The 24,714-nt window shown below is 69.4% G+C and carries 26 protein-coding genes; 20 read left to right on the top strand and 6 right to left on the bottom strand.

The features are described 5' to 3' along the window. Positions 1 to 60 precede the first annotated feature (60 nt). The 9 genes from ACIBTM_RS02045 (at position 61) to ACIBTM_RS02005 (ending at position 8,729) form a co-directional block, all read left to right on the top strand. Positions 61 to 1,758, top strand: a complete 1,698-nt coding sequence (locus ACIBTM_RS02045; RefSeq protein WP_395875770.1) for a sodium:solute symporter family protein — start codon at positions 61 to 63, stop codon at positions 1,756 to 1,758. A gap of 10 nt (positions 1,759 to 1,768) precedes the next feature. Beyond that, positions 1,769 to 2,032 carry a hypothetical protein gene (locus tag ACIBTM_RS02040; RefSeq protein ID WP_395874654.1) on the top strand — a complete coding sequence of 88 codons (264 nt, stop codon included), beginning with the start codon at positions 1,769 to 1,771 and terminating at the stop codon, positions 2,030 to 2,032. A gap of 47 nt (positions 2,033 to 2,079) precedes the next feature. Beyond that, on the top strand, positions 2,080 to 3,081 hold the full coding sequence (locus tag ACIBTM_RS02035; RefSeq protein ID WP_395874652.1) for a DUF3558 domain-containing protein: 1,002 nt from the start codon (positions 2,080 to 2,082) through the stop codon (positions 3,079 to 3,081). Positions 3,082 to 3,150: 69 nt separating this feature from the next. Beyond that, entirely contained in the window at positions 3,151 to 4,152 is a 1,002-nt protein-coding gene (gene dhaK / locus ACIBTM_RS02030) for a dihydroxyacetone kinase subunit DhaK (RefSeq protein ID WP_395874650.1), read from the top strand. Continuing rightward, complete coding sequence (dhaL, locus tag ACIBTM_RS02025; protein ID WP_395874648.1) at positions 4,152 to 4,775, top strand: dihydroxyacetone kinase subunit DhaL; 624 nt, start codon at positions 4,152 to 4,154, stop codon at positions 4,773 to 4,775. Before dhaK ends, dhaL begins: the two co-directional genes overlap by 1 nt. Then, complete coding sequence (dhaM, locus tag ACIBTM_RS02020; protein ID WP_395874646.1) at positions 4,772 to 5,446, top strand: dihydroxyacetone kinase phosphoryl donor subunit DhaM; 675 nt, start codon at positions 4,772 to 4,774, stop codon at positions 5,444 to 5,446. The genes dhaL and dhaM overlap by 4 nt, the downstream gene beginning before the upstream one ends. A gap of 293 nt (positions 5,447 to 5,739) precedes the next feature. Beyond that, positions 5,740 to 7,515, top strand: a complete 1,776-nt coding sequence (locus tag ACIBTM_RS02015; protein ID WP_395874644.1) for a 3-hydroxyacyl-CoA dehydrogenase family protein — start codon at positions 5,740 to 5,742, stop codon at positions 7,513 to 7,515. 10 nt (positions 7,516 to 7,525) lie between these two features. After that, on the top strand, positions 7,526 to 7,885 hold the full coding sequence (locus ACIBTM_RS02010; RefSeq protein ID WP_395874642.1) for a hypothetical protein: 360 nt from the start codon (positions 7,526 to 7,528) through the stop codon (positions 7,883 to 7,885). A 10-nt stretch (positions 7,886 to 7,895) separates the two neighbouring features. Continuing rightward, positions 7,896 to 8,729, top strand: a complete 834-nt coding sequence (locus ACIBTM_RS02005; RefSeq protein WP_395874640.1) for a hypothetical protein — start codon at positions 7,896 to 7,898, stop codon at positions 8,727 to 8,729. Here ACIBTM_RS02005 and ACIBTM_RS02000 read toward each other — a convergent pair whose 3' ends face one another. Further along, positions 8,730 to 9,203 carry an Lrp/AsnC family transcriptional regulator gene (locus tag ACIBTM_RS02000; RefSeq protein ID WP_016336815.1) on the bottom strand — a complete coding sequence of 158 codons (474 nt, stop codon included), beginning with the start codon at positions 9,201 to 9,203 and terminating at the stop codon, positions 8,730 to 8,732. Positions 9,204 to 9,262: 59 nt separating this feature from the next. On the opposite strand from ACIBTM_RS02000, the gene ACIBTM_RS01995 reads away from it, so the two are divergent. Both ACIBTM_RS01995 and ACIBTM_RS01990 read left to right on the top strand, forming a co-directional pair. Next, on the top strand, positions 9,263 to 10,381 hold the full coding sequence (locus ACIBTM_RS01995; protein WP_395874638.1) for a trans-sulfuration enzyme family protein: 1,119 nt from the start codon (positions 9,263 to 9,265) through the stop codon (positions 10,379 to 10,381). 172 nt (positions 10,382 to 10,553) lie between these two features. Then, complete coding sequence (locus ACIBTM_RS01990) at positions 10,554 to 10,937, top strand: DUF6401 family natural product biosynthesis protein (RefSeq protein ID WP_395874636.1); 384 nt, start codon at positions 10,554 to 10,556, stop codon at positions 10,935 to 10,937. A gap of 34 nt (positions 10,938 to 10,971) precedes the next feature. Here the strand turns inward: ACIBTM_RS01990 and ACIBTM_RS01985 are convergent, their stop codons facing one another. Both ACIBTM_RS01985 and ACIBTM_RS01980 read right to left on the bottom strand, forming a co-directional pair. Next, the gene (locus ACIBTM_RS01985; protein WP_395874634.1) at positions 10,972 to 11,892 is read right to left on the bottom strand and encodes a hypothetical protein; all 921 of its coding nucleotides are present in this window, start codon (positions 11,890 to 11,892) and stop codon (positions 10,972 to 10,974) included. Positions 11,893 to 11,990: 98 nt separating this feature from the next. Beyond that, positions 11,991 to 12,203: an FmdB family zinc ribbon protein gene (locus ACIBTM_RS01980; protein ID WP_395874632.1), complete on the bottom strand. Its 213-nt coding sequence runs from the start codon at positions 12,201 to 12,203 to the stop codon at positions 11,991 to 11,993. 50 nt (positions 12,204 to 12,253) lie between these two features. Here ACIBTM_RS01980 and ACIBTM_RS01975 point away from each other — a divergent pair, with 50 nt between their 5' ends. Further along, a complete protein-coding gene (locus tag ACIBTM_RS01975) occupies positions 12,254 to 13,378 on the top strand; it encodes an alkaline phosphatase family protein (RefSeq protein ID WP_395874630.1) in 1,125 nt (374 codons plus the stop codon). 160 nt (positions 13,379 to 13,538) lie between these two features. On the opposite strand, the gene ACIBTM_RS01970 is transcribed toward ACIBTM_RS01975, so the two are convergent. Continuing rightward, positions 13,539 to 14,102 carry a class I SAM-dependent methyltransferase gene (locus ACIBTM_RS01970; protein WP_395875769.1) on the bottom strand — a complete coding sequence of 188 codons (564 nt, stop codon included), beginning with the start codon at positions 14,100 to 14,102 and terminating at the stop codon, positions 13,539 to 13,541. Positions 14,103 to 14,153: 51 nt separating this feature from the next. Here ACIBTM_RS01970 and ACIBTM_RS01965 point away from each other — a divergent pair, with 51 nt between their 5' ends. Both ACIBTM_RS01965 and ACIBTM_RS01960 read left to right on the top strand, forming a co-directional pair. After that, positions 14,154 to 14,906 carry an AraC family transcriptional regulator gene (locus ACIBTM_RS01965; RefSeq protein WP_395874628.1) on the top strand — a complete coding sequence of 251 codons (753 nt, stop codon included), beginning with the start codon at positions 14,154 to 14,156 and terminating at the stop codon, positions 14,904 to 14,906. A gap of 152 nt (positions 14,907 to 15,058) precedes the next feature. Further along, positions 15,059 to 15,346: a hypothetical protein gene (locus tag ACIBTM_RS01960; RefSeq protein WP_038522495.1), complete on the top strand. Its 288-nt coding sequence runs from the start codon at positions 15,059 to 15,061 to the stop codon at positions 15,344 to 15,346. 3 nt (positions 15,347 to 15,349) lie between these two features. Here the strand turns inward: ACIBTM_RS01960 and ACIBTM_RS01955 are convergent, their stop codons facing one another. Then, complete coding sequence (locus ACIBTM_RS01955; RefSeq protein WP_395874626.1) at positions 15,350 to 15,892, bottom strand: GNAT family N-acetyltransferase; 543 nt, start codon at positions 15,890 to 15,892, stop codon at positions 15,350 to 15,352. On the opposite strand from ACIBTM_RS01955, the gene ACIBTM_RS01950 reads away from it, so the two are divergent. Both ACIBTM_RS01950 and ACIBTM_RS01945 read left to right on the top strand, forming a co-directional pair. Beyond that, a complete protein-coding gene (locus ACIBTM_RS01950; protein ID WP_395874624.1) occupies positions 15,891 to 16,628 on the top strand; it encodes an alpha/beta fold hydrolase in 738 nt (245 codons plus the stop codon). The two genes, ACIBTM_RS01955 and ACIBTM_RS01950, sit on opposite strands and share 2 nt — an antisense overlap. A 113-nt stretch (positions 16,629 to 16,741) precedes the next feature. Then, positions 16,742 to 17,950 carry a glycosyltransferase gene (locus ACIBTM_RS01945; RefSeq protein ID WP_395874622.1) on the top strand — a complete coding sequence of 403 codons (1,209 nt, stop codon included), beginning with the start codon at positions 16,742 to 16,744 and terminating at the stop codon, positions 17,948 to 17,950. Positions 17,951 to 18,104: 154 nt separating this feature from the next. On the opposite strand, the gene ACIBTM_RS01940 is transcribed toward ACIBTM_RS01945, so the two are convergent. Next, positions 18,105 to 18,953: a phosphotransferase gene (locus ACIBTM_RS01940; RefSeq protein WP_395874620.1), complete on the bottom strand. Its 849-nt coding sequence runs from the start codon at positions 18,951 to 18,953 to the stop codon at positions 18,105 to 18,107. Between the two features lie 136 nt (positions 18,954 to 19,089). Here ACIBTM_RS01940 and ctaD point away from each other — a divergent pair, with 136 nt between their 5' ends. The 4 genes from ctaD to ACIBTM_RS01920 all read left to right on the top strand — a co-directional run bounded on the left by ctaD (position 19,090) and on the right by ACIBTM_RS01920 (position 24,707). Further along, complete coding sequence (ctaD, locus tag ACIBTM_RS01935) at positions 19,090 to 20,868, top strand: cytochrome c oxidase subunit I (protein WP_395874618.1); 1,779 nt, start codon at positions 19,090 to 19,092, stop codon at positions 20,866 to 20,868. Between the two features lie 88 nt (positions 20,869 to 20,956). Continuing rightward, the gene (gene serB / locus ACIBTM_RS01930; RefSeq protein ID WP_395874616.1) at positions 20,957 to 22,186 is read left to right on the top strand and encodes a phosphoserine phosphatase SerB; all 1,230 of its coding nucleotides are present in this window, start codon (positions 20,957 to 20,959) and stop codon (positions 22,184 to 22,186) included. Beyond that, complete coding sequence (locus ACIBTM_RS01925) at positions 22,183 to 22,941, top strand: peptidyl-tRNA hydrolase (RefSeq protein WP_395874614.1); 759 nt, start codon at positions 22,183 to 22,185, stop codon at positions 22,939 to 22,941. Before serB ends, ACIBTM_RS01925 begins: the two co-directional genes overlap by 4 nt. Positions 22,942 to 22,958: 17 nt before the next feature. Further along, positions 22,959 to 24,707, top strand: coding sequence for a serine/threonine-protein kinase (locus ACIBTM_RS01920; RefSeq protein WP_395874612.1), 1,749 nt, complete (start codon positions 22,959 to 22,961; stop codon positions 24,705 to 24,707). The last annotated feature ends 7 nt before the right edge of the window (positions 24,708 to 24,714 follow it).

Here is a 24,714-nt window from a genome sequence, read left to right as displayed (position 1 = left end):
TCCGCGATTGACGCGATACCGGCGTTTCTCGTGGACATTTTCACTATGGAGGTGGGTCGGTTGCACGTGCTGGCCGATGCGAACCTGCGGCTCGACGCAAGTCCGATCGACTACGTCCTGCTCGCCTTCTATTTCGCGCTGGTGCTCGGCATCGGGTACATGGCGCGAAGGTCGGTCTCGAGCAGCCTCGACTTCTTCCTCTCCGGCCGGTCGCTGCCCGCCTGGGTCACCGGTCTCGCCTTCATCTCGGCGAACCTCGGCGCGGTCGAGATCATGGGCATGTCGGCCAACGGTGTGCTCTACGGCCTGCCGACCGTGCACTACTTCTGGATCGGCGCGATCCCGGCGATGCTGTTCCTCGGCATCGTGATGATGCCGTTCTACTACGGCTCGAAGGTCCGCAGTGTCCCGGAGTTCATGCTCCGCCGGTTCGGCAAACCCGCCCACCTGGTCAACGGCATCAGCTTCGCGAGCGCGCAGATCCTCATCGCGGGCGCGAACCTGTTCCTGCTCGCCAGCGTGGTGAACCTCCTGCTCGGCTGGCCGTTGTGGGTGTCGATCATCGTCGCGGCCGCGGTCGTGCTCTCCTACACCGCGCTCGGCGGCCTTTCCGCCGCGATCTACAACGAGGTCCTGCAGTTCTTCGTGATCGTCGCGGCGCTGCTGCCGCTGACCATCGTCGGCCTGGTCAAGGTCGGCGGCTGGCAGGGCCTGGTCGACAAGGTCACCGCGAGCCCCGGCGGCGACGCGCAGCTGCATTCGTGGCCGGGCGACAACCTCACCGGCTTCGGCAACAGCTTCCTGTCGGTCCTCGGTCTCGTCTTCGGTCTCGGTTTCGTGCTGTCCTTCGGCTACTGGACCACGAACTTCGTCGAGGTCCAGCGCGCGATGGCGTCGAAGAGCATGTCCGCCGCGCGGCGGACGCCGATCATCGGCGCCTTCCCGAAGATGCTGGTCCCGTTCATCGTCATCATCCCCGGCATGATCGCCGCGGTCACCGTTTCCGAGTACGTCCAGGACAAGCAGGTCCTGCTCGACGGCGGCGACGCGCCGAGCGGCGTGACCGCGAACAACGCCATCCTGCTGCTGATGCGCGACCTGCTGCCCAACGGCATGCTCGGCGTCGCGCTCGCCGGTCTGCTCGCCTCGTTCATGGCCGGGATGGCCGCGAACCTGAGCTCGTTCAACACCGTGTTCACCTACGACATCTGGCAGTCGTACGTGAAGAAGAACGAGTCGGACGGCTACTACCTGCGGCTCGGCCGCCTGGTCACCGCCGTCGGCACCGTGCTCGCGATCGGTACCGCGTTCATCGCGTCGAACTCCGGGAACATCCTGACCTACCTGCAGGACCTGTTCTCCTTCTTCAACGCGCCGCTGTTCGCCACCTTCATCCTCGGCATGTTCTGGAAGCGGATGACACCGACCGCGGGCTGGGTCGGCCTGGTGTCCGGTACCGCCTCGGCGATCACCGTGTGGCTGCTGTCGCAGGCCGGGGTCCTCGGGCTCACCGGGCAGGGCATCAGCTTCGTGGCCGCCGGTACGGCGTTCGTCGTCGACATCGCGGTCAGCGTCGGGGTCTCGCTCGCCACCGCGCCGAAGCCGGAGGCCCAGCTGGTCGGCCTCGTCTACTCCCTCACCCCGAAGGAGTCGCTGAAGCACGACGAGACCGGCGACGACGCGGGCTGGTACCGCAAGCCGGGCCTGCTCGCGGGCATCGTGCTGATCCTGACCATCGTGCTCAACATCATCTTCTAGGAGGCCGGAGATGGCTGCTTCGCAAGCTCCCAAGAAGGCCGGCGTGTTCGACATCCGGCTGATCATCGCCCTGCTCATCGGCGGTTACGGGCTGGTGCTCACGATCATGGGTATCGGCTTCACCACCGAGGAGGAGCTGGCCAAGGCCGCCGGCGTCAACATCAACCTGTGGGCGGGTATCGGCATGCTGGTGTTCGCGGCGTTGTTCATGCTGTGGGCGAAGCTGCGGCCCATCGTGGTGCCGCCCAGTACCGAGGGCGAGGGCGGCGAATAGCCGGGTTGTCCGGACAGCGGCGAAGGGCTCCGGCTACCGTGCATCTCGTGCTGCTCAACGCTCGACGTCGCCGGATCGCGTCCGTGCTGGCCCTGGTCGCCGCACTGGGCGTGCTCTCGGCCTGCGGTCAGAACCTCGGCAAGTCCAACTTCGCCCGCACCACCGTCGCCGCCGAAGCCGGCTCCGGTTCCGGCTCGGTGCCCGACGGGGACATCAACGATCCGGCGGTCACCCCCGCGGTGCTGCGCACGATCGACCCGTGCGGGCTGGTGAGCAAGGAAGTGATGGGCGGGCTCGGCACGCCGGAGGACCCGACGGCGAATCTCAGCTCGTTCGGCACCTGCCGGGCGAAGGCCGTGGACGCCGGAGGCAAGGAACTCACGGTCAGGGTCGAGATCGGCGCGTCGACCTACTCCTCGATCAACGGCGTCACCGTTTCGGCGGTCGACGGGCTGCCGCAGATCGAGCGGAAGGACAAGGACGGGAAGAGCTGCGACGTCGGCATCATGACCCTGCGCAAGCCCGAGCGCGGGATCAGCTTCTCGGTCACCTACGACGGCGGCGACCCGTGCGCGACAGGCCGTGCGGTGGCCGCGAAGGCCGTGAAGAGCCTGCACGCGTCACCGGCGAAGTACCCGGCGAGCGCGGGCACGCTCACCGCGGTCGATCCGTGCACCGCCGCCGACACCGCCGTCCTCAACGAGGTGGTGCCGCACGGCGCGACCACCCTGACCAGTTTCCACTCCTGCGACTGGACACCGGGTAGCAACCCGCGGGTCTCGATCGGCTTCCGCCGCGGCCTTCCGCCGGAGGAACGCGACGGGAACAAGAAGGTCGACATCGACGGCGTCAGCGTGTACCAGAAGGTCGGCAGCGGTAGCGACGCCGAGTGCAAGATCGAGTGGAAGCACAAGCCGTGGGTCGATGACGAGGTCGAAATCGTCAGCGTCATCTACAAGAACTACGACGAGAAGAAGGATGAAGCGGCGTCGTGCGGGAAGGCCGCGAAGATCGCCAAATCGGTGATCTCCAAGCTGCCGAAGCCCTGACGCTGGCGGCATCCGGCCGGGAGAGGTAGGAAGGGGACACCCCACCCGCCGACGTGCCGGAGGCCACCCTTGAAGAAGATCATCAACGACCCGAAGACGGTGGTCGCGGAATCGTTGCGCGGACTCGCCGCGGCGCATGCGGACGTCCTGCGCGTCGAGGACGACCCGGCGATCGTGGTGCGCGTGGACGCGCCACTGGCGGGCAAGGTCGCGGTGATCTCCGGCGGCGGTTCGGGACACGAACCGCTGCACGGCGGCTTCGTCGGACAGGGCATGCTCGCCGCCGCCGTCCCGGGCGCGGTGTTCACCTCGCCGACGCCGGACGCCGTGGAAGCCGCGGTCAAGGCCACCACCGGGGACGCGGGCGCGCTGCTGATCGTGAAGAACTACACCGGGGACGTACTCAATTTCGAGACCGCCGCGGAACTCGCCGCCGCCGAAGGGCTGGACGTGCGCAGCGTGGTCATCGACGACGACGTCGCGGTCAAGGACTCGACCTACACCGCCGGCCGTCGTGGGGTCGGCGGCACGGTGCTGCTGGAGAAGATCACCGGTGCCGCCGCCGAACGGGGAGACACGCTCGACGCGGTGGAGGCCTTGGCACGCAAGGTTATCGGCCAAGTCCGGTCGATCGGCGTCGCGCTCACCGCGCCGACCGTGCCGCACGCGGGCGAGCCGAGTTTCGACCTCGCCGACGACGAGATCGAGTTCGGCATCGGCATCCACGGCGAGCCGGGTATCGAGCGGACCGCGGTGGTGACGGCCGACGAACTCGTCGCGCGCATGGTCGAAGCGGTGGTCACGGACCTGCCCTTCGCCGAGGGGGACAAGGTCCTGCTGTTCACGAACTCGATGGGCGGGACCCCGCTGGTCGAGCTGTACCTCGCCCACGGGATCGCCGAGCGGCTGCTGGCCGAGCGTGGGATCGTGGTCGAACGGCGGCTGGTGGGGCCGTACATCACCAGCCTCGAGATGCAGGGGATGAGCCTGACGTTGCTGAAACTGGACGACGAGCTGACCGAGTTGTGGGACGCGCCGGTGAACACCCCGGCCCTGAGGTGGGGAGTCTGATGGCCTGCACCGCCGAGACGCTCGCCGCCGCCTTGCGGGCGGCGGCCGTGGTGATCGCCGAGCATCGGGTCGAGCTGATCGAACTCGACCGCGCGATCGGCGACGCCGACCACGGCGAGAACATGGACCGGGGGTTCACCGCCATCGTGTCCGCTTTGGACTCCGCCGTCCCCGAAACCCCCGCCGGGGTCGCGAAGCTCGCCGCCACGACGCTGATCTCGAAGGTCGGCGGCGCGGCGGGCCCGTTGTACGGCACGGCTTTCCTGCGCGCGTCGGTCAAGCTGGGCGACGCGGCCGAAGTGGACGGCCCGCTGCTGGTCGAGGCCCTGCGCGCGGCGCTCGAAGGAGTGCAGGCCCGTGGCAAGGCCGTCGGGGGAGACGCGACCATGGTCGACGCCCTGATCCCCGCCGTCTCCGCGGCCGAGGAAGCGGCCGGCTCCGACATCGCTGCGCTCCTTTCCGCGGCGGCGGACGCCGCGGACAAGGGCGCCGAGTCCACTGTGGAGCTCGTCCCGCGCAAGGGCCGGGCGTCGTACCTCGGCGAGCGGGCGATCGGGCATATGGATCCCGGTGCCCGTTCGACGGCACTGCTGTTGCGCGCGTTCGCGGAGGCCGCCAAGTGATTGTCGGAATCGTGCTCGTCTCCCACAGCGCCAAACTCGCCGAAGGGCTCGCGGAACTCGCCGTGCAGATGGCGCCGGACGTCACCATCGCGGCGGCGGGTGGCCTGGCCGATGGCGGGATCGGCACGGACTACGACGAGGTCGTCGCCGCGACACAGCGCGCGGATTCGGGATCGGGTGTCGTCCTGCTGTACGACCTCGGCAGCGCGCAGATGACCGCGGAACTGGCGGTCGAATCGCTCGCCGACCCGTCGGCCGCGGTCGTCGTGGACGCGCCGCTGGTCGAAGGCGCGATCGCCGCCGCCGTCGCGGCGCAGGGCGGGGCGGATCGCCGGGCCGTCGCCGAAGCGGCCGCCTCGGCGGGAGCACCCCCGGACCTGACGTTCGACGAAGGCGCGCAGGACGGCGAGACCAGCGTCGAACTCACGCTGCGGAACGACGTCGGGCTGCACGCGCGGCCCGCCGCGGTACTGGTCCGCAGTATCGCGGGGCTGGACGCGCAGGTCACCGTGCGGCTGGGCGGCGAGACCGCGGACGCCAACAGCGTGCTCGCGCTGATGGCGCTCGGCGCGCGTCAGGGTGACCGGATCGAGGTCCGTGCGAAGGGCGCGCAGGCCGACGAAGCGCTCACCAAGGTCAAGGACCTCGTCGACCAGAACTTCGGCGAATGAGCTGAGGCTCGTAGCGCGTGAAGGCCCCCTTCCCTCGGCTCAGCCGAGGGAAGGGGGCCTTCACGCGCTAGGCGCTTCTCCCACCCCGTCGCCCGTGCCAGGAACGGTCCTTTCCTTGCGAATTTTGCAAGGAAAGGACCGTTCATTGCATCCGGGGCGGGAGGGAAAAGCGTCCTGGAGCCCTCGTCCCCGAGTGACACTTACTCGATTCGGAGGGTGACAGCCGCTGCTTTCCGCGTCCCGGCATGGCACGATCGGGGAAACTACCAGCGAGTAACCTCCGGAGGCCGGTTGTGGCGCGGGAAATCTCGAGTGTGGGAGTCATCGGTCTCGGCACCATGGGTGCCGGGATCGCCGAGGTGCTCGCGCGGAGCGGCGTATCGGTCGTCGCGGTGGAGATCGACGACGACGGCGTCCACCGCGGCCGGGGTCACCTGGAGCATTCGACCGAACGGGCGGTGTCCGGCGGCAAGCTCGACGCGGCCGGCCGGAGCGCGCTCCTGGACCGGATCCGGTACACCACCTCGCTGGCGGAACTGTCCGATGTGGATCTGGTGATCGAGGCGATCCCGGAGAACCTCGAAGCGAAATCCGACGTGTTCGCGCAGCTGGACAAGATCACCGGCCCGGAGACGATCTTCGTCTCGAACACCTCATCGCTGTCGATCACCGAGATCGGCGTGCACACCGCGCGACCGGGCAAGGTCGTCGGGATGCACTTCTTCAACCCGGCGCCGATCCTCAAGCTGGTCGAGGTCGTCCGCACCGTTGTCACCGAACCCGACGTGGTCACCGACGTCGTCGCGTTCGCCGAACGGCTCGGCAAGACCCCGGTGGTGATCGGCGACCGCGCCGGGTTCATCGCCAACGCCCTGCTCTTCGGGTACCTCAACCACGCCGTGCGGATGTACGAGCAGCGCTACGCCACCCGTGAGGACCTCGACGCGGCGATGCGGTTCGGCTGCGGATATCCCATGGGGCCCTTGGCTTTGCTCGACCTCATCGGGCTGGACACCGCTTACGAGATCCTCGACACGATGTACCACCAGTCGCGCAACCGGCTGCACGCGCCGGCGCCGCTGCTGAAGCAGATGATCACCGCCGGGCTGCTCGGCCGGAAGACGGGCCAGGGTTTCTACACCTACGACGAGCCCGATTCGCCGACGGTGACCGACGCGGTCACGGCGTCCACAGTGGACACCACGACAACCCGTGAGGTGCGCAAGGTCGGTGTCGTCGGGACCGGGACCATGGCGACGGGCATCGTCGAGGTGTTCGCGAAACGTGGTTACGAGGTCATCCTGCGGGCACGGAGCGCGGAGAAGGCCGCGGCGTCGGTCGCGCGGGTGAAGAAGTCGCTGGACAAGGCCGTCGTCAAGGGCAGGCTGTCCGAGGAGGACGCCGCCGCCGCGCTCGGCCGGATCTCGCCGGCGGTGGAGTTCGAGGAACTGGCCGACGTCGATCTCGTCGTCGAGGCGGTGGCCGAAGACCTGGCCGTCAAGCAGGCCGTTTTCGCCGCGCTCGACGACGTCGTGAAGCCGGGCGCGGTCCTGGCGACGACCACGTCCTCGCTGCCGGTCATCGAATGCGCGGCCGCCACCTCGCGCCCTTCCGACGTGGTCGGCGTGCACTTCTTCAACCCGGCGCCGGTGATGAAACTCGTCGAGGTCGTCTCCACCATCGCCACCGCTCCCGACGTGATCGCGACCGTCGACGCCGTCTGCGCGGCCGTGGGCAAGCACCCCGTGCACTGTGGCGACCGGGCCGGGTTCATCGTGAACGCGCTGCTGTTCCCGTACCTGAACGACGCGGTGAAGATGCTCGAGGCGCACTACGCGGAGGCCGACGACATCGACACCGCGATGAAGGTGGGCTGCGGGCTGCCGATGGGTCCGTTCGAGCTGCTCGACGTCGTCGGGCTGGACGTTTCGCTGGCGATCCAGCGGACTCTGTACAACGAGTTCCGGGAAGAGGGTTTCGCGCCCGCGCCGCTGCTGGAGCACCTCGTGACCGCCGGACGGCTCGGCCGGAAGACGGGGAAGGGTTTCAAGGACTACTCGGCCCGGTAACTTGGGTGCCATGCCGGTTTCCGCGGGGGTCAGGAAACGGATCAAGGAACTCCTCGATCCGGACGACGAGATCCACTACGTGTTCCCAGCCGACGTCTTCGGCAGCACCAACCCCGGAGTGTTCTTCGCGGTGACCCGCAAGACGATCACGATCATGACCACCGGGTATCTGAGCCGGAAGATGCCGAAACGCGTCGTCTCGACGACGCTGCGGAACCATCGGATCGGGCCGGTCGACACCTCGACCGTCCCGTGGTTCAAGTTCAACGGCGTCGACTACGAGATCGACGACGAGTACATCTCCGTCGTGCACGCCGCGGATGCCGAGATCATGCGGGGAAAACCTGAAGATCCGCTGCCGGACCTCTAAGCTCCCGGGAGTGCGTCAGCTCACATACGACGGGGTGCCCATCCCCGGTCTGAACGACCTGGTCCGGACGGCCATCCGGCTGCATCCCGCGCCGGGAATGCCCCGTCCGGACGAAAGCCACTTCGGCGGCCCGCTGCTCTGGCCGTCGGACGAGCCATGGCCGGAGTGCCCGGTGACCTGGCCGCCGGACCCCGACGCGTCCGACGACGCGTGGCCGGGCGGGCATCCGCTCGACGAGCCGGTCCCGGCGATGGTCGGCGCGGCGCAGTTCTTCCGCGACGACTTCCCGGAGCTGCCCTTCCCAGAGGGCACCGACGTCCTGCAGATCCTGTTCTGCCCGCTGGAGCACGACAACCCGTTCCACCGCGGCCCCGCGGTCCGGCTGGTGTGGCGCGATTCCGGCGAGGTGGGCGACATCGCGGACCCGCCGCCCGCACCCGAGGGCGCCGAAGCCGCCTACCTGCCGGAACCGTGCGTCTTCGAACCGTGCTCGATCGACGAGCTGCCCCGGCTCTGCGATTTCCCGCCGGAGACCCGCGCCGCGCTCGGCATCCCCGAAGGCGCGAGCGAAGACCCCGAGGGCTGGCCCGAGCTGGACCACTACGCGAAGATCGGCGGCTGGACGGCCTGGCACGCGGCCGATCGCGTCGATCTGGGTTGCCGGGAGTGCGGTGCCGAGCTGAGACAGACGATCGCGCTGGCCACCGAGGAGCACGAGGCCGGCTGCGGATGCGAGGTCGCCGAGGACGAACCGGCGGGCTGGGCGTTCGGCGGCCAGGGGGTGCTGAACATCTTCACCTGCCCTGCCGATCCGCGGCATCCGTTCAAGGTCCGCATCGCCTGATCAGCCGGGTGGTAGCAAAGGTCCCCCGCTCCAGTGCTGGAAGACCAGGTTCGTGTGCACCCGGGCGACCTCGTCGCGGGCGGTCAGTTCGTCGAGCACCAGCCGCTGCAGCTCGGTCGCCGAAGCGGTGGCGACATGCGCGAGGAAATCGTCCGGGCCGGTCAGGTGGTACACGGCGCGGACCTCGGGCAGCGCCAGCAGATGCTCGACGAACGAATCGACCAGCGCGCGCCGGTGCGGGCGGACCTGGACGAACAGGAGTGCTTCGAGCGGGCGGCCGAGCTTGGCCGCGTCCACCTCGGCGCGCTGGCCGATGATCACCCCGAGTTCGCGCAGCCGGTTGACTCGGTCGAGACAGGTCGAGGGCGCGACGCCGACCTCGGCCGCCAGATCCTTGTTCGAGATCCGGGCGTCGTTCTGCAAGAGCCGCAGAATTCGAAGATCAACCGTGCTCAGTTCGACGGAATCCGACATCAGCGAATGATATCCGAGGATATTGCGGTCGTTTCGGAGAAAATCGCACCATCTGGGGTATGACCGCAACGCTGCGCACCCGAGCTGTCCACGCCGGCCGTGACGATCTCACGGACCTCGGCGTCCACGCCGCTCCGCTCGACCTGTCCACGACCTACCCGTCGCGGGACAGCGTCGAGGAGGCGGGCCGCATCGACGAGTTCGCCGCCACGGGCTCGCTGTCCGGGCTCCCGGTCTACGGGCGGCTGAGCAACCCGACCGTCGAGCGCTTCGAGAAGGCCCTGGCCGAACTCGAAGGGTTCGAGGACGCCGTCGCGTTCGCCACCGGTATGGCCGCGGTTTCGGCCTCGTTGCTCGCCGCGGTGGCGCAGGGCAAGCGGCACGTCGTAGCCGTCCGGCCGGTCTACGGCTGCACCGACCACATGCTCACGTCCGGGCTGCTCGGCACCGAGGTGACCTGGGCCGATCCGGCGGACGTCGCCTCGGCACTGCGCCCCGACACCGGGCTGGTGCTGCTCGAAACCCCCGCGAACCCGACCCTGCGCGAGGTCGACATCGCCGAGATCGTGCGTGCCGCGGGCGAGGTCCCGGTGCTGGTCGACAACACCTTCGCGACCCCCGTGCTCCAGCGGCCGGGGCGGCACGGTGCCCGGTTCGTCCTGCACAGCGCGACCAAATTCCTCGGTGGGCACGGCGACGTCATGGGCGGCGTGGTCGCCTGCGGCGCCGAAGACGCGGGCATGTTGCGGCAGATCCGTTTCGCCACCGGAGGCGTGCTGCACCCGCTTGCCGGGTACATGCTGCTTCGCGGCCTCTCGACCCTTCCGCTGCGCGTCAACGCCGCGTCCGCGACGGCCGCCGAACTCGTCGAGCGGCTTCGCGCGCACGCGAACGTGAGCGCCGTCCACTACCCGGCCGTCGGTGGTCCGCTGATCGCCTTCGAGGTCGACGGCGACCCGCACGCGCTCATCGGCGCGGTCCGGCTGATCACCCCGGCCGTCAGCCTCGGCAGTGTGGATTCGCTCATCCAGCATCCCGCCTCGATCAGCCACCGGATCGTCGCCGAGGACGACCGGCGCGGCGCGGGGGTCACCGACCGGCTCATCCGCATGTCGGTGGGGCTGGAGGACGTCGAGGACCTGTGGCACGACCTGGATCAGGCACTCAAGGCGTGCTGAGTTCTTGTTGGTGAACCCGCGTCCGCGATCGACGTCGGCAGGACGCGGCCTGGTCTTTCCAGGCCGCGGCGGGTGCTGAAGGCGCCAAATCTCAGCTCCGCCAACAGGCGCAGTTCTGCGATCGTCATCACCGGGATGTCGACAAATCGTCCGGCCTGGTTAACCTGGTCGGGTGAAAGATCTGGTCTCGTCCTGGGTGGAATCTTCGGCTCGTAGCACGCTTTCCCGGCTGCACCAGCAGATCGGTGTGGCCGGGCTCGCCGCCGCGGCGGCCGTGCCCGGGCTGTCGGCCGTCTTCGACCAGCACTCCGCCGCGGTGCGGGACATCCTCGCGGTCGGGGTCGAAGGCTCGGCGACGGTCGCGGGGGTCGTCCTCCTCGCCGGCTACACGCGCGGGCTGCTCGACGAGGCGAAGGCCAAGGGCTGGACGTTCCGGGCTCCGGCCGATCTGACCGCGTGGACCACCAGCGACTGGCTGACCGCGCGGCTGGTCGGCGTGTGTTCGCTGGCCGCCACGATGGACGACCGGCGGACCCAGCCGACCGGGAACGGGTAGGGCGGCCGGCCGCCCCACCCGCTCCCGTGGAAGGTCAGCGGTACTCCGGCGGTGGGGGCATGTTTCCACCGGGGGGCCGCTGGCCGGGATCCTGGTGCTGCGGCACCTGACCCTGGCTGGGCGGGAACTGCTGATGCCGCGTCGGCATGTTCGGGTCTCCGGCGTGCTGCCCGGCGGGCACCGGCTGGTGGACCGCGGTCCGCTCCGTCGGCATCTCACCCGAGCGGCCGGCGTCCTCGCGACCGCGCTGGTAGGCCTCGGCCTGCGCCTTCGCGGCGGGGATCTCCGCCTCGGCCCGGCCGAGCCAGGTCTCCCAGCGCTGCTGCATCGGCTTGATGAGACCACCGCCGACACCGACGACGGCGATGCCGCCGACCGTGGCGAGCACGGTGATCAGCACCGGCATCGTGACCGCGGTGGCCACGCCGATCTGGTTCAGCGCGGCGATCGCGCCGAGGCCCCAGATGAACACCGAGGCGATGGTGGCGAGCACCTTGCCGTAGGACACCCCGCCGAGGGCGTTGCCGATCAGGTCCTTGACCGCCTTGGCGACCGCACCGGCGATCACCACGATGACGATCGCGACGATGGCGCGCGGCAGCCACGCGACGATGTCGTTGAGCAGGGCGCTCACCGGGTTCGGGCCGAACACGCCGAACGCGAACTGCAGGGCGATCAGCAGGATCGCGTAGTAGACGATCTTGCTGATGATGCCCGACGCGTCGAACTGGCTGCGCGCGAGCATCTGTTTGAAGCCTCCGCGTTCGAGGAGCCGGTTGAACCCGACCTTCTCGAGCACCATGCTCACGGCCTTCGAGAGCGCCTTGGCGATCAGCCAGCCGATGAACAGGATGACCAGGAACGCGAGCAGTTTCGGGACGAAGGTGGCGACCGAACTCCAGGCGCTCGACACGCCCTGACCGAAGTCGACGGCCGCCAGTGCTGATGTGGCCACTGGACTTTCTCCCTTCCCACCACTGGAGCTTCCAGGCTGGTGGGAGGGGGATACCCGCCATTCGGGCGATCACACGTTGCGCCACCCGAACGGGTGGGTCAGCTGCAGCAACCTCCGCCGCAACAACCGCCTCCACCTGCGGGAACAGGGGCCGGGCCGGAGGCCGACCCGGTCAGCGCGACGGTCGTCAGCAGCTTGACGGTGTCCTGGTGGCCCTCCGGGCACGGCGCGGGCGCACCGGACTCGCTCATCGGCCGCAGCAGTTCGAAGGTTCCGGAGCATTCGCGGCAGCGGTAGGCGTAAGTCGGCATTTCGCCATTATCCCATCTCCTTTCCGCCTCCGGGATGGCAAGCTGGCCGGGTGGAACTGCCTGTCGCGGCGCATGTGCCGCACCTCGGCCAAGTCGTCCCGTCCGTGCTCTCCGCCCTCGGCGCCGAGGAGTTCGCCAATTCGCTGAGCCTGGCGGAGGCGTCGAGCGCCTGTGTCCTGCTCATCGACGGTCTCGGCTGGGAACTGCTGGCCGAGCACGCCGCCGACGCCCCCGTGCTCACCCAGCTGGCGAAGTCGCCGCTGCGGGTCGGTTTCCCGGCGACGACGGCGGCCGGTCTCGGCGCGATCGGCACCGGGCTGGCGTCGGGGGAGCACGGCCTGGTCGGGTACAGCTTCGAGGTGCCGGGCACCGGCGTCCTGAACGCGCTTCGCTGGAGCAGCCATGTGGACGGCGGCGATCTCCGCGGGGCCCTGCCGCCGCGCGAGGTGCAGCCGCTGCCGACGACGTTCGAACGCGCCGCGGCCGCCGGGATCACGACCAGCGTGGTGTCTTCGGCGAAGTTCGCCGACACCGCGCTCACCCGGGCGACGCAGTCCGGCGCGCGCTATGTGGGTGTCCACGCGCTCGGCGACCTGGCCGCCTGCGTCCTGCACTGCCTCGAAGCGCGGCCCGCGTTCTGCTGGGGCTATCACAGCGAGCTCGACATGCTGGGCCACGTCTACGGACCCGGCTCGGCGCCGTGGCGGATGCAGCTGCGGCACGTCGACCGGCTGGTCGAGTCCCTTGTGGACGGTCTGCCGCCGGGTGCGCTCCTCGCCGTCGTGGCCGACCACGGCATGGTGACCGTCGAGGGCGCGCTCGACATCGACGAGACACCCGCGCTGCTCGGTGGCGTCCGGGCCATCGGGGGCGAGGTCCGGGCACGGCACGTCTACTGCGAACCGGGCGCGGAGGCCGACGTCCTGGCGGCCTGGCGCGAGGTGATCGGCGACCGGGCGTGGATCCTCCCGCGCGACGAGGCCGTCGAGGCGGGCTGGTTCGGGCCGGTCTCCGACCGGGTCCGCCCGCGTATCGGCGACGTGGTCGCGGCGGCGAAGGGGCGTTTCGGGCTCGTGCGGGAACTGGCGGAGGCCGTCGAGTCCTCCTTGGTCGGCCAGCACGGCTCGCTCACCCCAGCCGAGCAACTCGTCCCGTTGGTCCTCGCGCGCGGCTAGGCCGTGTCCTGCAAGTCTTGTTCGCGGTCTTCGCGCCCAGGCGGTCCCTGACGGCACGGGTGGATGCGGCCGAGTACGACCCGGTACGAGGCCGATCCGCCCGCACCGTCAGGAACCACCTGGATCACGAAGCCCATCGAACAGACTTACAGGACACGGCCTAGGCCGGCTTCCGGGCCGAGAACTTCACGCTCCGCTTCGGTACGTGGTCGACCTTGATGTCGGTGAACCCGGCGTCGGTGAGCCGGGGCCAGAGCGAGACCGGGTCGAGCGTGTTCATCGTGTCGCCGAGGTGGAGGAGGCGGAACGGAAAGCTCTCCAGGCTGTCGATCGCGCGCAGGACACCGCCGGGGCGGAGCACGCGGAACGCCTCGGCGAAGATCGAATCCTGCAACGCCGTCGTCGGCACGTGGTGGAGCATCGTGAAGCAGACGACCGCGGAGAACTCGCCGTCCTCGAAGGGCATAGCCGCTCCGTCGCCCTGGACGATCCGCACCCGGCCGTCGAACTCCCGCTTGAGGAGGTCCGCCGACGCCTCGTCGATCTCGATGGCCGTGAGCCGGGGGACGAGCCCGACGAGCGCGCGAGTGGTCGCGCCGAAGCCGGGGCCGATCTCCAGGACGGAGTCGCCGAGGTCGAAGCCCGCGACGCTGCCCGGCATCTCGGCGGCGACGGCCTTCGCCCACAGCGCGGAACTGCAGAGTTTGCGGTGCACCAGGTTCATCGGCATGAATCCGAAGTTAACGGTGACCGGTAGGCGATAGGCTGCCAACCGATGTCGAATATCGGACTCCTGCCGCCGATGTCCACGGCGATGGTGCTGGGCGAGATGGATCTGCCGGCGGGCACCTGGCTCCCGTGGCACGAACACGACGGCCACCAGCTCGCCTGGGCGGCGCGGGGGATCCTGAACGTGAACGTCGGCGAGCGGCACTGGGTACTGCCGCCGACGAGGGCCCTCTGGATCCCGGCCGGGGTCGTTCACCGGACCGGTGCCACCGCGCAAACCGTGTTGCGGGGGATCTACGCCGCCCGGGACCGAAGTCCGGTGCGCTGGCCCGAACCGACGCTCGTCGCCGTCCGTCCGCTGCTGCGCGAACTGCTGGAACACCTCGGCGCGGCCGACCTCGGCGACGACGCGCGCCGCCGGGCCGAGGCCGTCGCCTTCGACCTGCTCGAACCGGTGGACGTCGTGCCGATCACCGTGCCCATGCCGTCCGACGGACGTGCGCTGGCCGTCGCGCGAGCGGTGATCGCCGATCCGGCGGATCGCCGCGGCCTCGCGGATTTCGCCCGTCACGCGGGCGCGAGCGAACGCACCCTCGCGCGGCTGTTCCTCACCGAGTGCCGCACGACGTTCGGCGCGTGGCGGGTCCAGGCCCGCCTGCGCGCGTCCCTGCCGCTGCTGGCCGAGGGTATGCCGCTGACCGCGGTCTCCCGCCGGATCGGCTACTCCTCGCCGAGCGCTTTCGTCGCCGCGTTCCGCCGCGCGGTCGGTGTGACGCCGGGCGCCTACTTCGGTGGCTAGCGTGGTGTGTTCCGGCCGCCGTCACGCGTGATCCGGCCGCCGTCACGCGTGATCCGGCCGCCGTCACGCGTGATCCGGCGGAGGGCGGAACCTGTGTGACCCTGCGCGCCTGCTTCGGCGGCTGACGGGGTCCGCCGTATACCGTTTCTGGCGTGCCACGACGTAACCGGCCCGAACGCGGTGGACGCCCCGACCTCGGCGCGTCGACCGGCTGGGCGCGCTCCGAATCCGCCTCCGACGGCGAGTGGCTGGTGCGCACCGTGCCCGGCGCGCAGGCCACCAAGGACTACCGCTGTCCCGGCTGCGACCACGAGATCCGGCAGGGGACCCCGCATCTGGTCGCGTGGCCCGCCGACGACACCGGCGGGGTCGCCGACCGCCGCCATTGGCACAAGGCGTGCTGGGGCGCGCGGTCCCGGCGCCGCCCTGGCCGCTGGTGAGCTTCAGCGCCGCAGGTGCAATGAAGGTTCTCCCGCGAATTCCTCCTCCGTGTGGACCGTGAAACCGAGCCGTTCGGCGACCCGGATCGACGGTTTGTTGGACGCCATGATGTTGGCGATCACCGGGACGTCGGGGATCTCCCGCTCCGCCCAGTCGACGACGGCGGCCGCCATCTCCGTCGCGTAGCCCTTGCCCCAGGTGAACGGCCAGAAGCGGTACGCGAGGTTCAGCACGCGCTCGCCGTTCCATTCGTGATACCGGACGCCGCCGAAACCGAGGATCGTCTCCGGATCGTCCGAAGCGGACACGATGAGATAACCGAACCCGTGCTCGGCCCACTGCTTCAGCCAGGCGTCGTAAAGCTCGTTCGCACCCTCGACGGTGTGCGGCTCCGGGTTGAACCTGTTCGTCTCCGGATCGGCCTGCAGCGCGACGATGTTCTCGCGATCCGCCTCGCGCAGCCTCCGCAGCAGCAGCCTCTCCGTCTTGATCTCTGTCAGCACGGATCCGACGGTAGCGTCCGGGTGCGACAGAATTATCGCCATGAACGCTCTCCCGCTGGTACTGCTGCACGCTTTCCCCGTCGACGCCCGCATGTGGGACGCGGTCCGCGCGCCGCTCTCGGAACGCCTGCGGCTGATCACCCCCGACCAGCGTGGTCTCGGTCGCAGCCCGCTGCCGGAAACGGACCGGGAGCCGGATCTGGACGACGCCGCCCGCGACGTGGTCGCGCTGCTCGACCGGCTCGGGCTCGACAAGGTCGTCCTCGGCGGCTGCTCGATGGGCGGCTACCTGACGATGGCCGTGCTGCGCCTCGCGCCGGAACGCGTGGGCGGGCTCGTGTTCATCGACACGAAGGCGACCGCCGACACCCCCGAGGCCGTGCAGGCCCGATACGACGTCGCGGCCCGGGTCGAATCGGAAGGCACCGGCTGGATGCCCGAAGCCGTCACGCCGGGATTGCTCGCCGAGAAGGCGCGCCCTGAAGTGGTCGAACGGCTTCGCGAGCTGATCACGACCCAGCCGCCGTCCGGGATCGCGTGGGCGGCGCGCGCGATGGCGGCCCGGCCCGATTCGCTCGAAACGCTGCGCTCGGCGGACGTCCCGGCGCTGGTCGTGGTCGGCGAAGAGGACGGCCTGACCCCGTTGGAAGCGGCGAACACCCTGGTGGAAACGCTGCCGGAAGCGACATTGGTGGTGCTGCCGGAGGCGGGACATCTGACGCCGCTGGAGGATCCGGCCGGAGTCGTCGAAGCGATCTTGGGCTGGTATCCCGCGTAAGAAAAGGTTCCCCTCGCCCCTTCAAAGGTATAGCGGACCCCGGGGCTTGCGGCAAGCCCCCATTCCCGGTCCACAATTCGTGCCTTCACGTTTTTTGCCGAAGGGGGATTCCCATGCGTGTACTCCTGTCCACTATCGGGACGAGGGGCGAGGTGCAGCCGCTGGTGGCACTGGCGGTGCGATTGCGGGAACTCGGCCAGGAAGTCCGGCTTTGCGCGCCGCCGGATTTCCGTGACTGGGCCGAAGGTCTCGGGATCTCCTTCGCGCCGTTGGGGCCGGAGCTGCGGTCGACGGCGAAGCCGGATTCCGCCATGACCAAGGCGATGGCCACGCCGGAAGGGCGGCGCGCGATGGCCGAGGCGATGGTGGTGAACCAGTTCGAGACGATGCCGGAGGCGGCCGAGGGCTGCGACGCCGTCGTCGCGGGAATGGCGTTGAACATCGCCGCCCATTCGGTGGCCGAGCGGAAAGGAATTCCTTATTTCTTCACCGCTTACTGCCCGATAACGCTGCCTTCGCTGCACCATCGTCCGCCCGTTTTCCCGGGATGGGCGCCGAAGAATCCCGACGCCGACATCCCGGCCTTGTGGGCCGACGACGCGGAACGGTGGAACGGGCAATGGGGCGGCGTACTCGACGCGCAGCGGAAACTGCTGGGCCTGTCACCGGTCGACGACGTGCGCGGGCATATCTTCACCGAGCGCCCATGGCTGGCCGCCGATCCGGTGCTGGCGCCGTGGCGGGGTCCGTCTGCGCTGGACGTCCACCAGACCGGCGCCTGGCTCCTGCCGGACCACAGCCCGCTGTCGCCGGAACTGGAGGCGTTCCTCGACGACGGGGAACCGCCGGTCTACTTCGGATTCGGGAGCATCCGCGCCCCGGAGGAGATCGCGAAGGCGATGATCGAAGCGGCGAGGGCGCACGGGCGGCGGGCGATCGTGTTCCGCGGCTGGACCGAACTGGCGCTGATCGACGACGAACCCGACTGCATCGCGATCGGGGACGTCAACCAGCAGGCGCTGTTCCCGCGGGTCGCGGCCGTCGTGCAGCACGGCGGCGCCGGCACGACCACGGCGGCGACCAGGGCCGGGGTGCCGCAGGTGCTCGTCCCGCAGACGTTCGACCAGCCCTACTTCGCGCAGCGCGTCCGGGATCTCGGGGTGGGGACGTCGATCACGGGGGAGCCCTCCGCCGAAGCGCTGACACTCGCTCTCGGCGAGGTGCTTCGCCCCGAAGTCGCCTCGCGGGCCGCGCGGGTCGGCGGTGAGGTGCGGACGGACGGCGTCGACGTGGCGGCTCAGCTCCTGATGGAGGCCGTCTGAGCCCGGTGGGTCGTGAGTGACCTCGCGTGACTGGATGGACGGCACACGGCCAAGCCCGCCAATCACGCGTGTCGTCCCTCCGATCACGTGTGTCGTCCATCTGATCACGCAACACGGCCAGTAGGTACCACCCCGGCCAACGCGAACCGCCGCATCAAGAGGACTGAACGCGGGAGGAGAAGTAGCGCTCCAGCGCCGCTTCCGCCTCGCCGAGCCGCTCCGGGAACCGCCGTGCGATCACGAAGCGCCACGGGACCTCGAACAACCGCCGCAACGCGACGAAGGGCTCCAGCGACGAAGGCGTCACGTCCAGCGGGTACGCGTCCAGAGTCGCGCGCCCGGCCTGGGCGTAAAGCACGCCGAGGTCCCAGCCGAGCGGCCCGCGCCAGGTGTCCTCGAAGTCGAGCCAGCACGGCCCGGCCGCGGTCGCGACGACGTTCCCCCGATGGGCGTCTCCGTGCAGCGGCCGGGCTTCGCCGTCCGGAAGCGCCGCCGCGACCCGTTCTAGTTCGTCGTACAACCGGGGCAGCGCGGGGCCCATGACGGCGCCGTGCCGGTCGAGCAGCGTCCGGAGTTCACGGACGGGTCCGAGTTCGGGTAGCTCACCGGGATAGTCCGCGAGCGCGGCGTGCACCCGGGAGAGGGAAAGCGCGACCTCGCGCGGCGAGAGCGTGTGCCCCGGTTCATGCGGCGTGTAGTGCCAGAGAGTGACCGGGAGCCCGTCGGCGAAATGCGGTCCCGCCGGGGGATCCGTGGTCGGTGAGACGACGAGCACATCACGTTCCGTGAGGTACCTCGACAGCTCGACGTCGCGCGCGAGCCAGTCCTCGGGCGAGGACCGGGCGAGCCGTGTCGTACCGGGCACCCTCGCCACCACCGGACCCAGCCTCACCAGCACGTTCGACTTGAAATGCAGGACCTCGGGGTGGCCGGTCGGGAGCCCGTACCGGTCACCGACGGCGATCGCCGCGGCCACTCCCGCCCGCGTGTGTTCGTCGGTCACGGCGCGATCTTGCCAGCCGGTGCGCGCGACTGTCGGTAGTGAGGGCTACGATCCCCACTAGCCGCCGGATTGGGTCGCAGAACCCGGCCGACGGCAGAACATTGACCACCACAAGGTTTGAGTGTTGGAGGCAGGAGTGACGGCCGTAGCCCCCAAGCCGATCGCCACGCGCCCGTATCCCGCGCGCGAGTCGGTTAAGGGTTCGTACCTGCTGCGGTTGTTCCGCACGACGGACCACAAGCAAATCGGCATCATGTACCTGGTCACGTCGTTCGCCTTCTTCATGGTGGGCGGCGCGATGGCGATGCTGATCCGCTCCGAGCTGGCGCGTCCCGGGCAGCAGTTCCTTTCGCAGGAGCAGTACAACCAGCTGTTCACCATGCACGGCACGATCATGCTGCTGCTGTACGCGACGCCGATCCTCTTCGGCTTCGCGAACTTCATCCTGCCGCTGCAGATCGGTTCGCCCGACGTCGCGTTCCCCCGGCTGAACGCGTTCTCGTACTGGCTGTACCTGTTCGGCGGCCTGATCGTGCTGTCCGGCTTCCTGACCCCGGGTGGCGCCGCCGACTTCGGCTGGTTCGCCTACACCCCGCTGTCGGACGCCATCCACTCGCCCGGCGTCGGCGCCGACCTGTGGATCTCCGGTCTGGTCGTGTCCGGTCTCGGCACCATCCTCGGTGGCGTCAACATGATCACCACGGTGGTCTGCCTGCGCGCCCCCGGTATGACGATGTACCGGATGCCGATCTTCACCTGGAACATCCTGGTCACCAGCATCCTGATCCTGCTGGCGTTCCCGATCCTGACCGCGGCCCTGATGGGGCTGCTGGCGGACCGGCATCTCGGGGCGCACGTGTTCGACCCCGCGAACGGCGGCGTGATCCTCTGGCAGCACCTGTTCTGGTTCTTCGGCCATCCAGAGGTCTATATCGTCGCGCTACCGTTCTTCGGGATCGTGTCGGAGATCTTCCCGGTCTTCAGCCGCAAGCCGATCTTCGGCTACAAGGGCCTGGTCTGGGCGACGCTGGCGATCGCCGCGCTGTCGGTGGCCGTGTGGGCGCACCACATGTACGCGACCGGCGCCGTGCTGCTGCCGTTCTTCTCCTTCATGACCTTCCTGATCGCGGTCCCGACCGGCGTGAAGTTCTTCAACTGGATCGGCACGATGTGGAAGGGCCAGCTGTCCTTCGAGACGCCGATGATCTTCTCGATGGGCTTCATCGTCACGTTCCTCTTCGGCGGTCTGACCGGCATCATGCTGGCCGCGCCGGCGATCGACTTCCACGTGTCCGACAGCTACTTCGTCGTCGCGCACTTCCACTACGTGCTCTACGGCACGATCGTGTTCGCCACGTTCGCCGGGATCTACTTCTGGTTCCCGAAGATCACCGGCCGCATGATGGACGAGAAGCTCGGCAAGTGGCACTTCTGGACCACGTTCATCGGCTTCCACGCCACGTTCCTGGTGCAGCACTGGCTCGGCGCCGAAGGCATGCCGCGCCGGTACGCGGACTACCTGCAGTCCGACGGGTTCACGACGCTGAACACGATCTCCACGATCGGCGCGTACATCCTCGGTGCCTCGACGCTGCCGTTCATCTGGAACGTCTTCAAGAGCTACCGGTACGGCGAGATCGTCACGGTGGACGACCCGTGGGGCTACGGCAACTCGCTCGAATGGGCGACCTCCTGCCCGCCGCCGCGGCACAACTTCACCGAGCTGCCGCGGATCCGGTCCGAGCGTCCGGCGTTCGAGCTGCACTACCCGCACATGATGGAGCGCATCCACAAGGAGGGTGAGATCGGCTTCTTCGGGAAGCAGAAGGTCAACACCCACCGGGCGCCGTCCCAGGTGCTCACCGAGGCGGCCATGCCGGGTGACCACTCCGAGGACAACTCCAGCGAGAAGTGACCCGATAAGCGGAAATGGCGCGTGCCTTGCCTCACACAGGGGCAAGGCACGCGCCTTTTTTATGTCCGGCTGAGGGAGACTGACCCCCGTGACGCAGACACCAGTTCTCATCACCACCACCGGACCCGACAAACCGGGTGTGTCCTCGGTGCTGTTCGCCGTGCTGTCGCGCCACGACGTGGACGTCCTGGACGTCGAGCAGGTCGTCATCCGCGGCCAGCTGGTGCTCGGCGTGCTCGCCGGGGTCTACCGCGACCCCGAGGGCCTGCAGGAGTACGTCGAGCAGGCGATGGCGTCGGTCGGGATGGAGGTCGAGGTGAAGATCGGCTCGGCCATCGGCGCCGACCCGTTCGCCATCGGCCAGAAGGACTCGACGCATGTCCTGCTGATGCTCGGCCGTCCGGTGACCGCGCGGGCCTTCTCCGACGTCGCGCGCCGGCTCGCCGCGCTGGACGTCAACATCGACTCGATCCGCAGCGTCGCCGACTACCCGGTGACCGGGCTGGAGCTGTACGCCTCGCTCGCCCAGGACACCCCGGAGGCCGACGCCGCGCTGCGCACCGCGCTCGCGGACGCCGCCGTCGAGGCCGGGATCGACATCTCGGTCGAGCGGGCCGGGCTTGCCCGCCGCGCCAAGCGCCTGGTCGTCTTCGACGTCGATTCCACGCTCATCCAGGGCGAGGTCATCGAGATGCTCGGCGCGCACGCCGGGGTCGAACCGCAGGTCCGCGAGATCACCGAGGCCGCGATGCGCGGCGAGCTGAACTTCGGCGAGTCTTTGGAGCGCCGCGTCGCGCTGCTGGAAGGGCTGCCGGAAACGGTGCTCGACGAGGTCGCCGCGTCCATCGAGCTCACCCCGGGCGCGCGCACGACCATCCGCACGCTTAAGCGGATGGGCTTCCGCTGCGGGGTCGTCTCGGGCGGGTTCACCAAGATCATCGAGTCCCTCGTGGACGACCTCGGCCTCGACTTCGCGGCGGCGAACGAACTCGAAGTGATCGACGGCAAGCTCACCGGCCGGGTGGTCGGCGACATCGTCGATCGGGCGGGCAAGGCGACGGCGCTGCGCCGCTTCGCCGAGGAGTACGAGATCTCGCTGGAGCAGTGCGTCGCGGTCGGTGACGGGGCGAACGACATCGACATGCTGTCGGTCGCCGGGATGGGTGTCGCCTTCAACGCCAAGCCCGCGCTGCGTGAGGTCGCCGATACCGCGCTTTCCCACCCGTACCTCGACGCCGTGCTGTTCCTGCTCGGTGTCACCAGGGCCGAGATCGAGGCGGCCGACGCGGCCGACGGTCTCGAGCTTTCCCGGCCATGAGCGTGCTGGAGCCGCTGGCCGCGCGCTATGCGTACTGGCTGGGGCTGCCCGCCGAAGACACGGTGGACACCTCTGACGAGGATCCCGCCGAGGTCCGCGCCATGCCGGTGATCCTGCGGATGGAACGGGCCGAACCGCCGTCCCGGACCGCGTTGCTGGAGGCCGCCGCGGCGGCCGCGGTGGCGGTCTGTCTCGATGAACGCGCGCTGCCGGGAGGCGACTGGCACGACCCGCTCAAGGCATGGGTCGACGGCCGGATCCGCAAGGTCGCCCGGCGGGCGCGCGGTGCGCACTGGCAAGCGGTCCAGGAGCTGCCGGGGATCACGATCGAGGTCGACGGAGCCGAGGCGCGGGCGTTGCTGCCCGGCCGTGTCGTGGAGGCTCCGAAAGAGGTCTCGCGGCTGCAGATCTCCGGGAGCGAGCTCCCCGCCGACGAGCCGGGGCCCGCGCCGGACGGCCTCCCGCGGTTGCTGCTGAATCCCGAGGTCTCGATGACCGTCGGCAAGGGCGCGGCCCAGGTCGGGCACGCGACGATGATCCTGGCCTCATTGCTGGACGAAACCGAACTGGCCGCGTGGGCCGGGACCGGGTTCCGGTGTTCGGTGCGGACTCCGCCGGTCGCGACCTGGAAGGCACTCTGCCCGGTCGAGGATCCCGAAGGCTCGTGGCGCCGTGACGGGGTCGTCGCGGTCCGGGACGCCGGGTTCACCGAAGTGGATCCCGGAACCGTCACGGTCATAGCCCAAAGGGGTTAGCCTCCTATACTCCCCGCATGGGTGACCGGCTGATCGCCGGGCGCTATCGCTTGGAGGAGCGGATAGGCGCCGGGGGTATGGGCGTGGTCTGGCGTGCCACCGATCTGGACCTCGGGCGGGTCGTCGCCCTCAAACGTTCGCAGGCCGGGGACAGCGGTCAAATCCGGCGCGAGGCGCGGATCGGCGCGGGCCTGCATCATCCGAACGTGGTCACCGTCTTCGATGCCGTGATCGACGGTGACGATCGCTGGCTCGTGATGGAGTACCTGCCCTCGCGCAGCCTCGCCGACGTCATCGACTCCGACGGGCCGCTGCCGCCCGGCAAGGTGGCCAAGATCGGTGTCCAGCTCGCCGCGGCGCTCGCGGCGATGCACGAGAAGGGCATGGTCCACCGCGACCTCAAACCGGGCAACGTCCTGGTGGCCGACGACGGCACCGCCAAACTCACCGACCTGGGCATCGCGCAATGGGCGGAGGTGACCCGCACCGGCGGCGGCCTCGACGTCGGCACTCCCGGCTATGTCGCGCCCGAGATGGCCGAAGGGCGGCAGGCGGGCGCCGCGGCGGACGTGTTCTCGCTCGGCGCGACCCTGTTCGCCGCCGTCGAAGGCACGTCGGTATGGGGAGACGCGAGCGTGGGACCGTTCGTCCAGCTCCGGCGCGCGTCGTCGTACAGCTTGGAGCCGATCCGCCGGGCCGGACAGCTGGCGCCCGCGCTGACGGAACTGCTGCGGCGCAAACCCGCCGGACGGCCGAACGCCGTCCGCGCCGCCGAACTGCTGTCCGCGGTCGCGGACGTCGATGGTCCCGTACGGACACGGCGGTTCCGCGTGACCAGGCGCGCGGTGGCGATCGGTGCCGTCGCGGCGGTGCTGGTGCTGATCGGGGGACTGCTCTTCGCCACCAGGGAGCCCGCGTCGATCGCGGCGGGCCCGCCGTCCGAGCTGATCGGGGACCGGCGGACGGCAGATCCGTGTGCGCTGATGGATCCGTCCGTGCTGAACCATCTCGGGACCCCGGAATTGGACAGCGCCGGCGGCAACTTCAACGCGTGCGGTGTCCGGCTGCGCCTGAGCCCCGACGACGAGGACATCGTCGACATCCGGCTCGAACTGACGACGCCGACGTCACCGTTGCTGGACAAGCCGTTGCCGGGGCAGCTGATCGTGCGCGAGGTGCCGAGCGACTCCGAAGACAAATGCGCGCGGGGTATCCCGCTGCCGGACGGCAACCAGGTGTGGGTGCACGCCCGGCATGTCAAGAACTGGCACGCGCATCTGTGCGACTACGTCGATCCGGTGGCCACGCACGCGGTGAGTGTGCTGAACCGGGAGCCGGTCGAGCGGCGTCCCGCCCCCTTCCCCGCCGGTTCGCTCGGGAGTCTCGACGCCTGCACGCTGGGCGGGGACCTGCCGCGAGCGATCGTGGGCGGCCCGGCGACGGCGGATCCGGTGTTCGGCAACTGGGAGTGCTACTGGAATCACCGCGAGACGGAGGTGACGATCCGGTTCGAACGGGAGCGGGCGCCGTTCGAAGACGACGGGAGGCGCGTCGTTCTCGGATCGCGGGAAGCCTTCGTCGAGGTCTCGCCCGAATGGAAGGCTTGTCAGGCCGAGATCCCGCATCGGGGCTTCACCGGCGACGGTCGTGCCATGATCGAGACGGTGGAGATCTACGTCGCGGACAAGGTCAAGCGGCCGGAGGAGATGTGCCCGGCCGCGGAACGGCTCGCCGGCGGGATCGCCCCGAGGCTGCCGCCACTCTGAAAGGGAA

Origin of the sequence: Amycolatopsis sp. NPDC049868, assembly GCF_044461365.1 — a bacterium.
Lineage (GTDB): Bacteria > Actinomycetota > Actinomycetes > Mycobacteriales > Pseudonocardiaceae > Amycolatopsis.
Note: the sequence above shows the minus strand (reverse complement) of the source record. Positions and strands in the feature narration are given on the sequence as shown.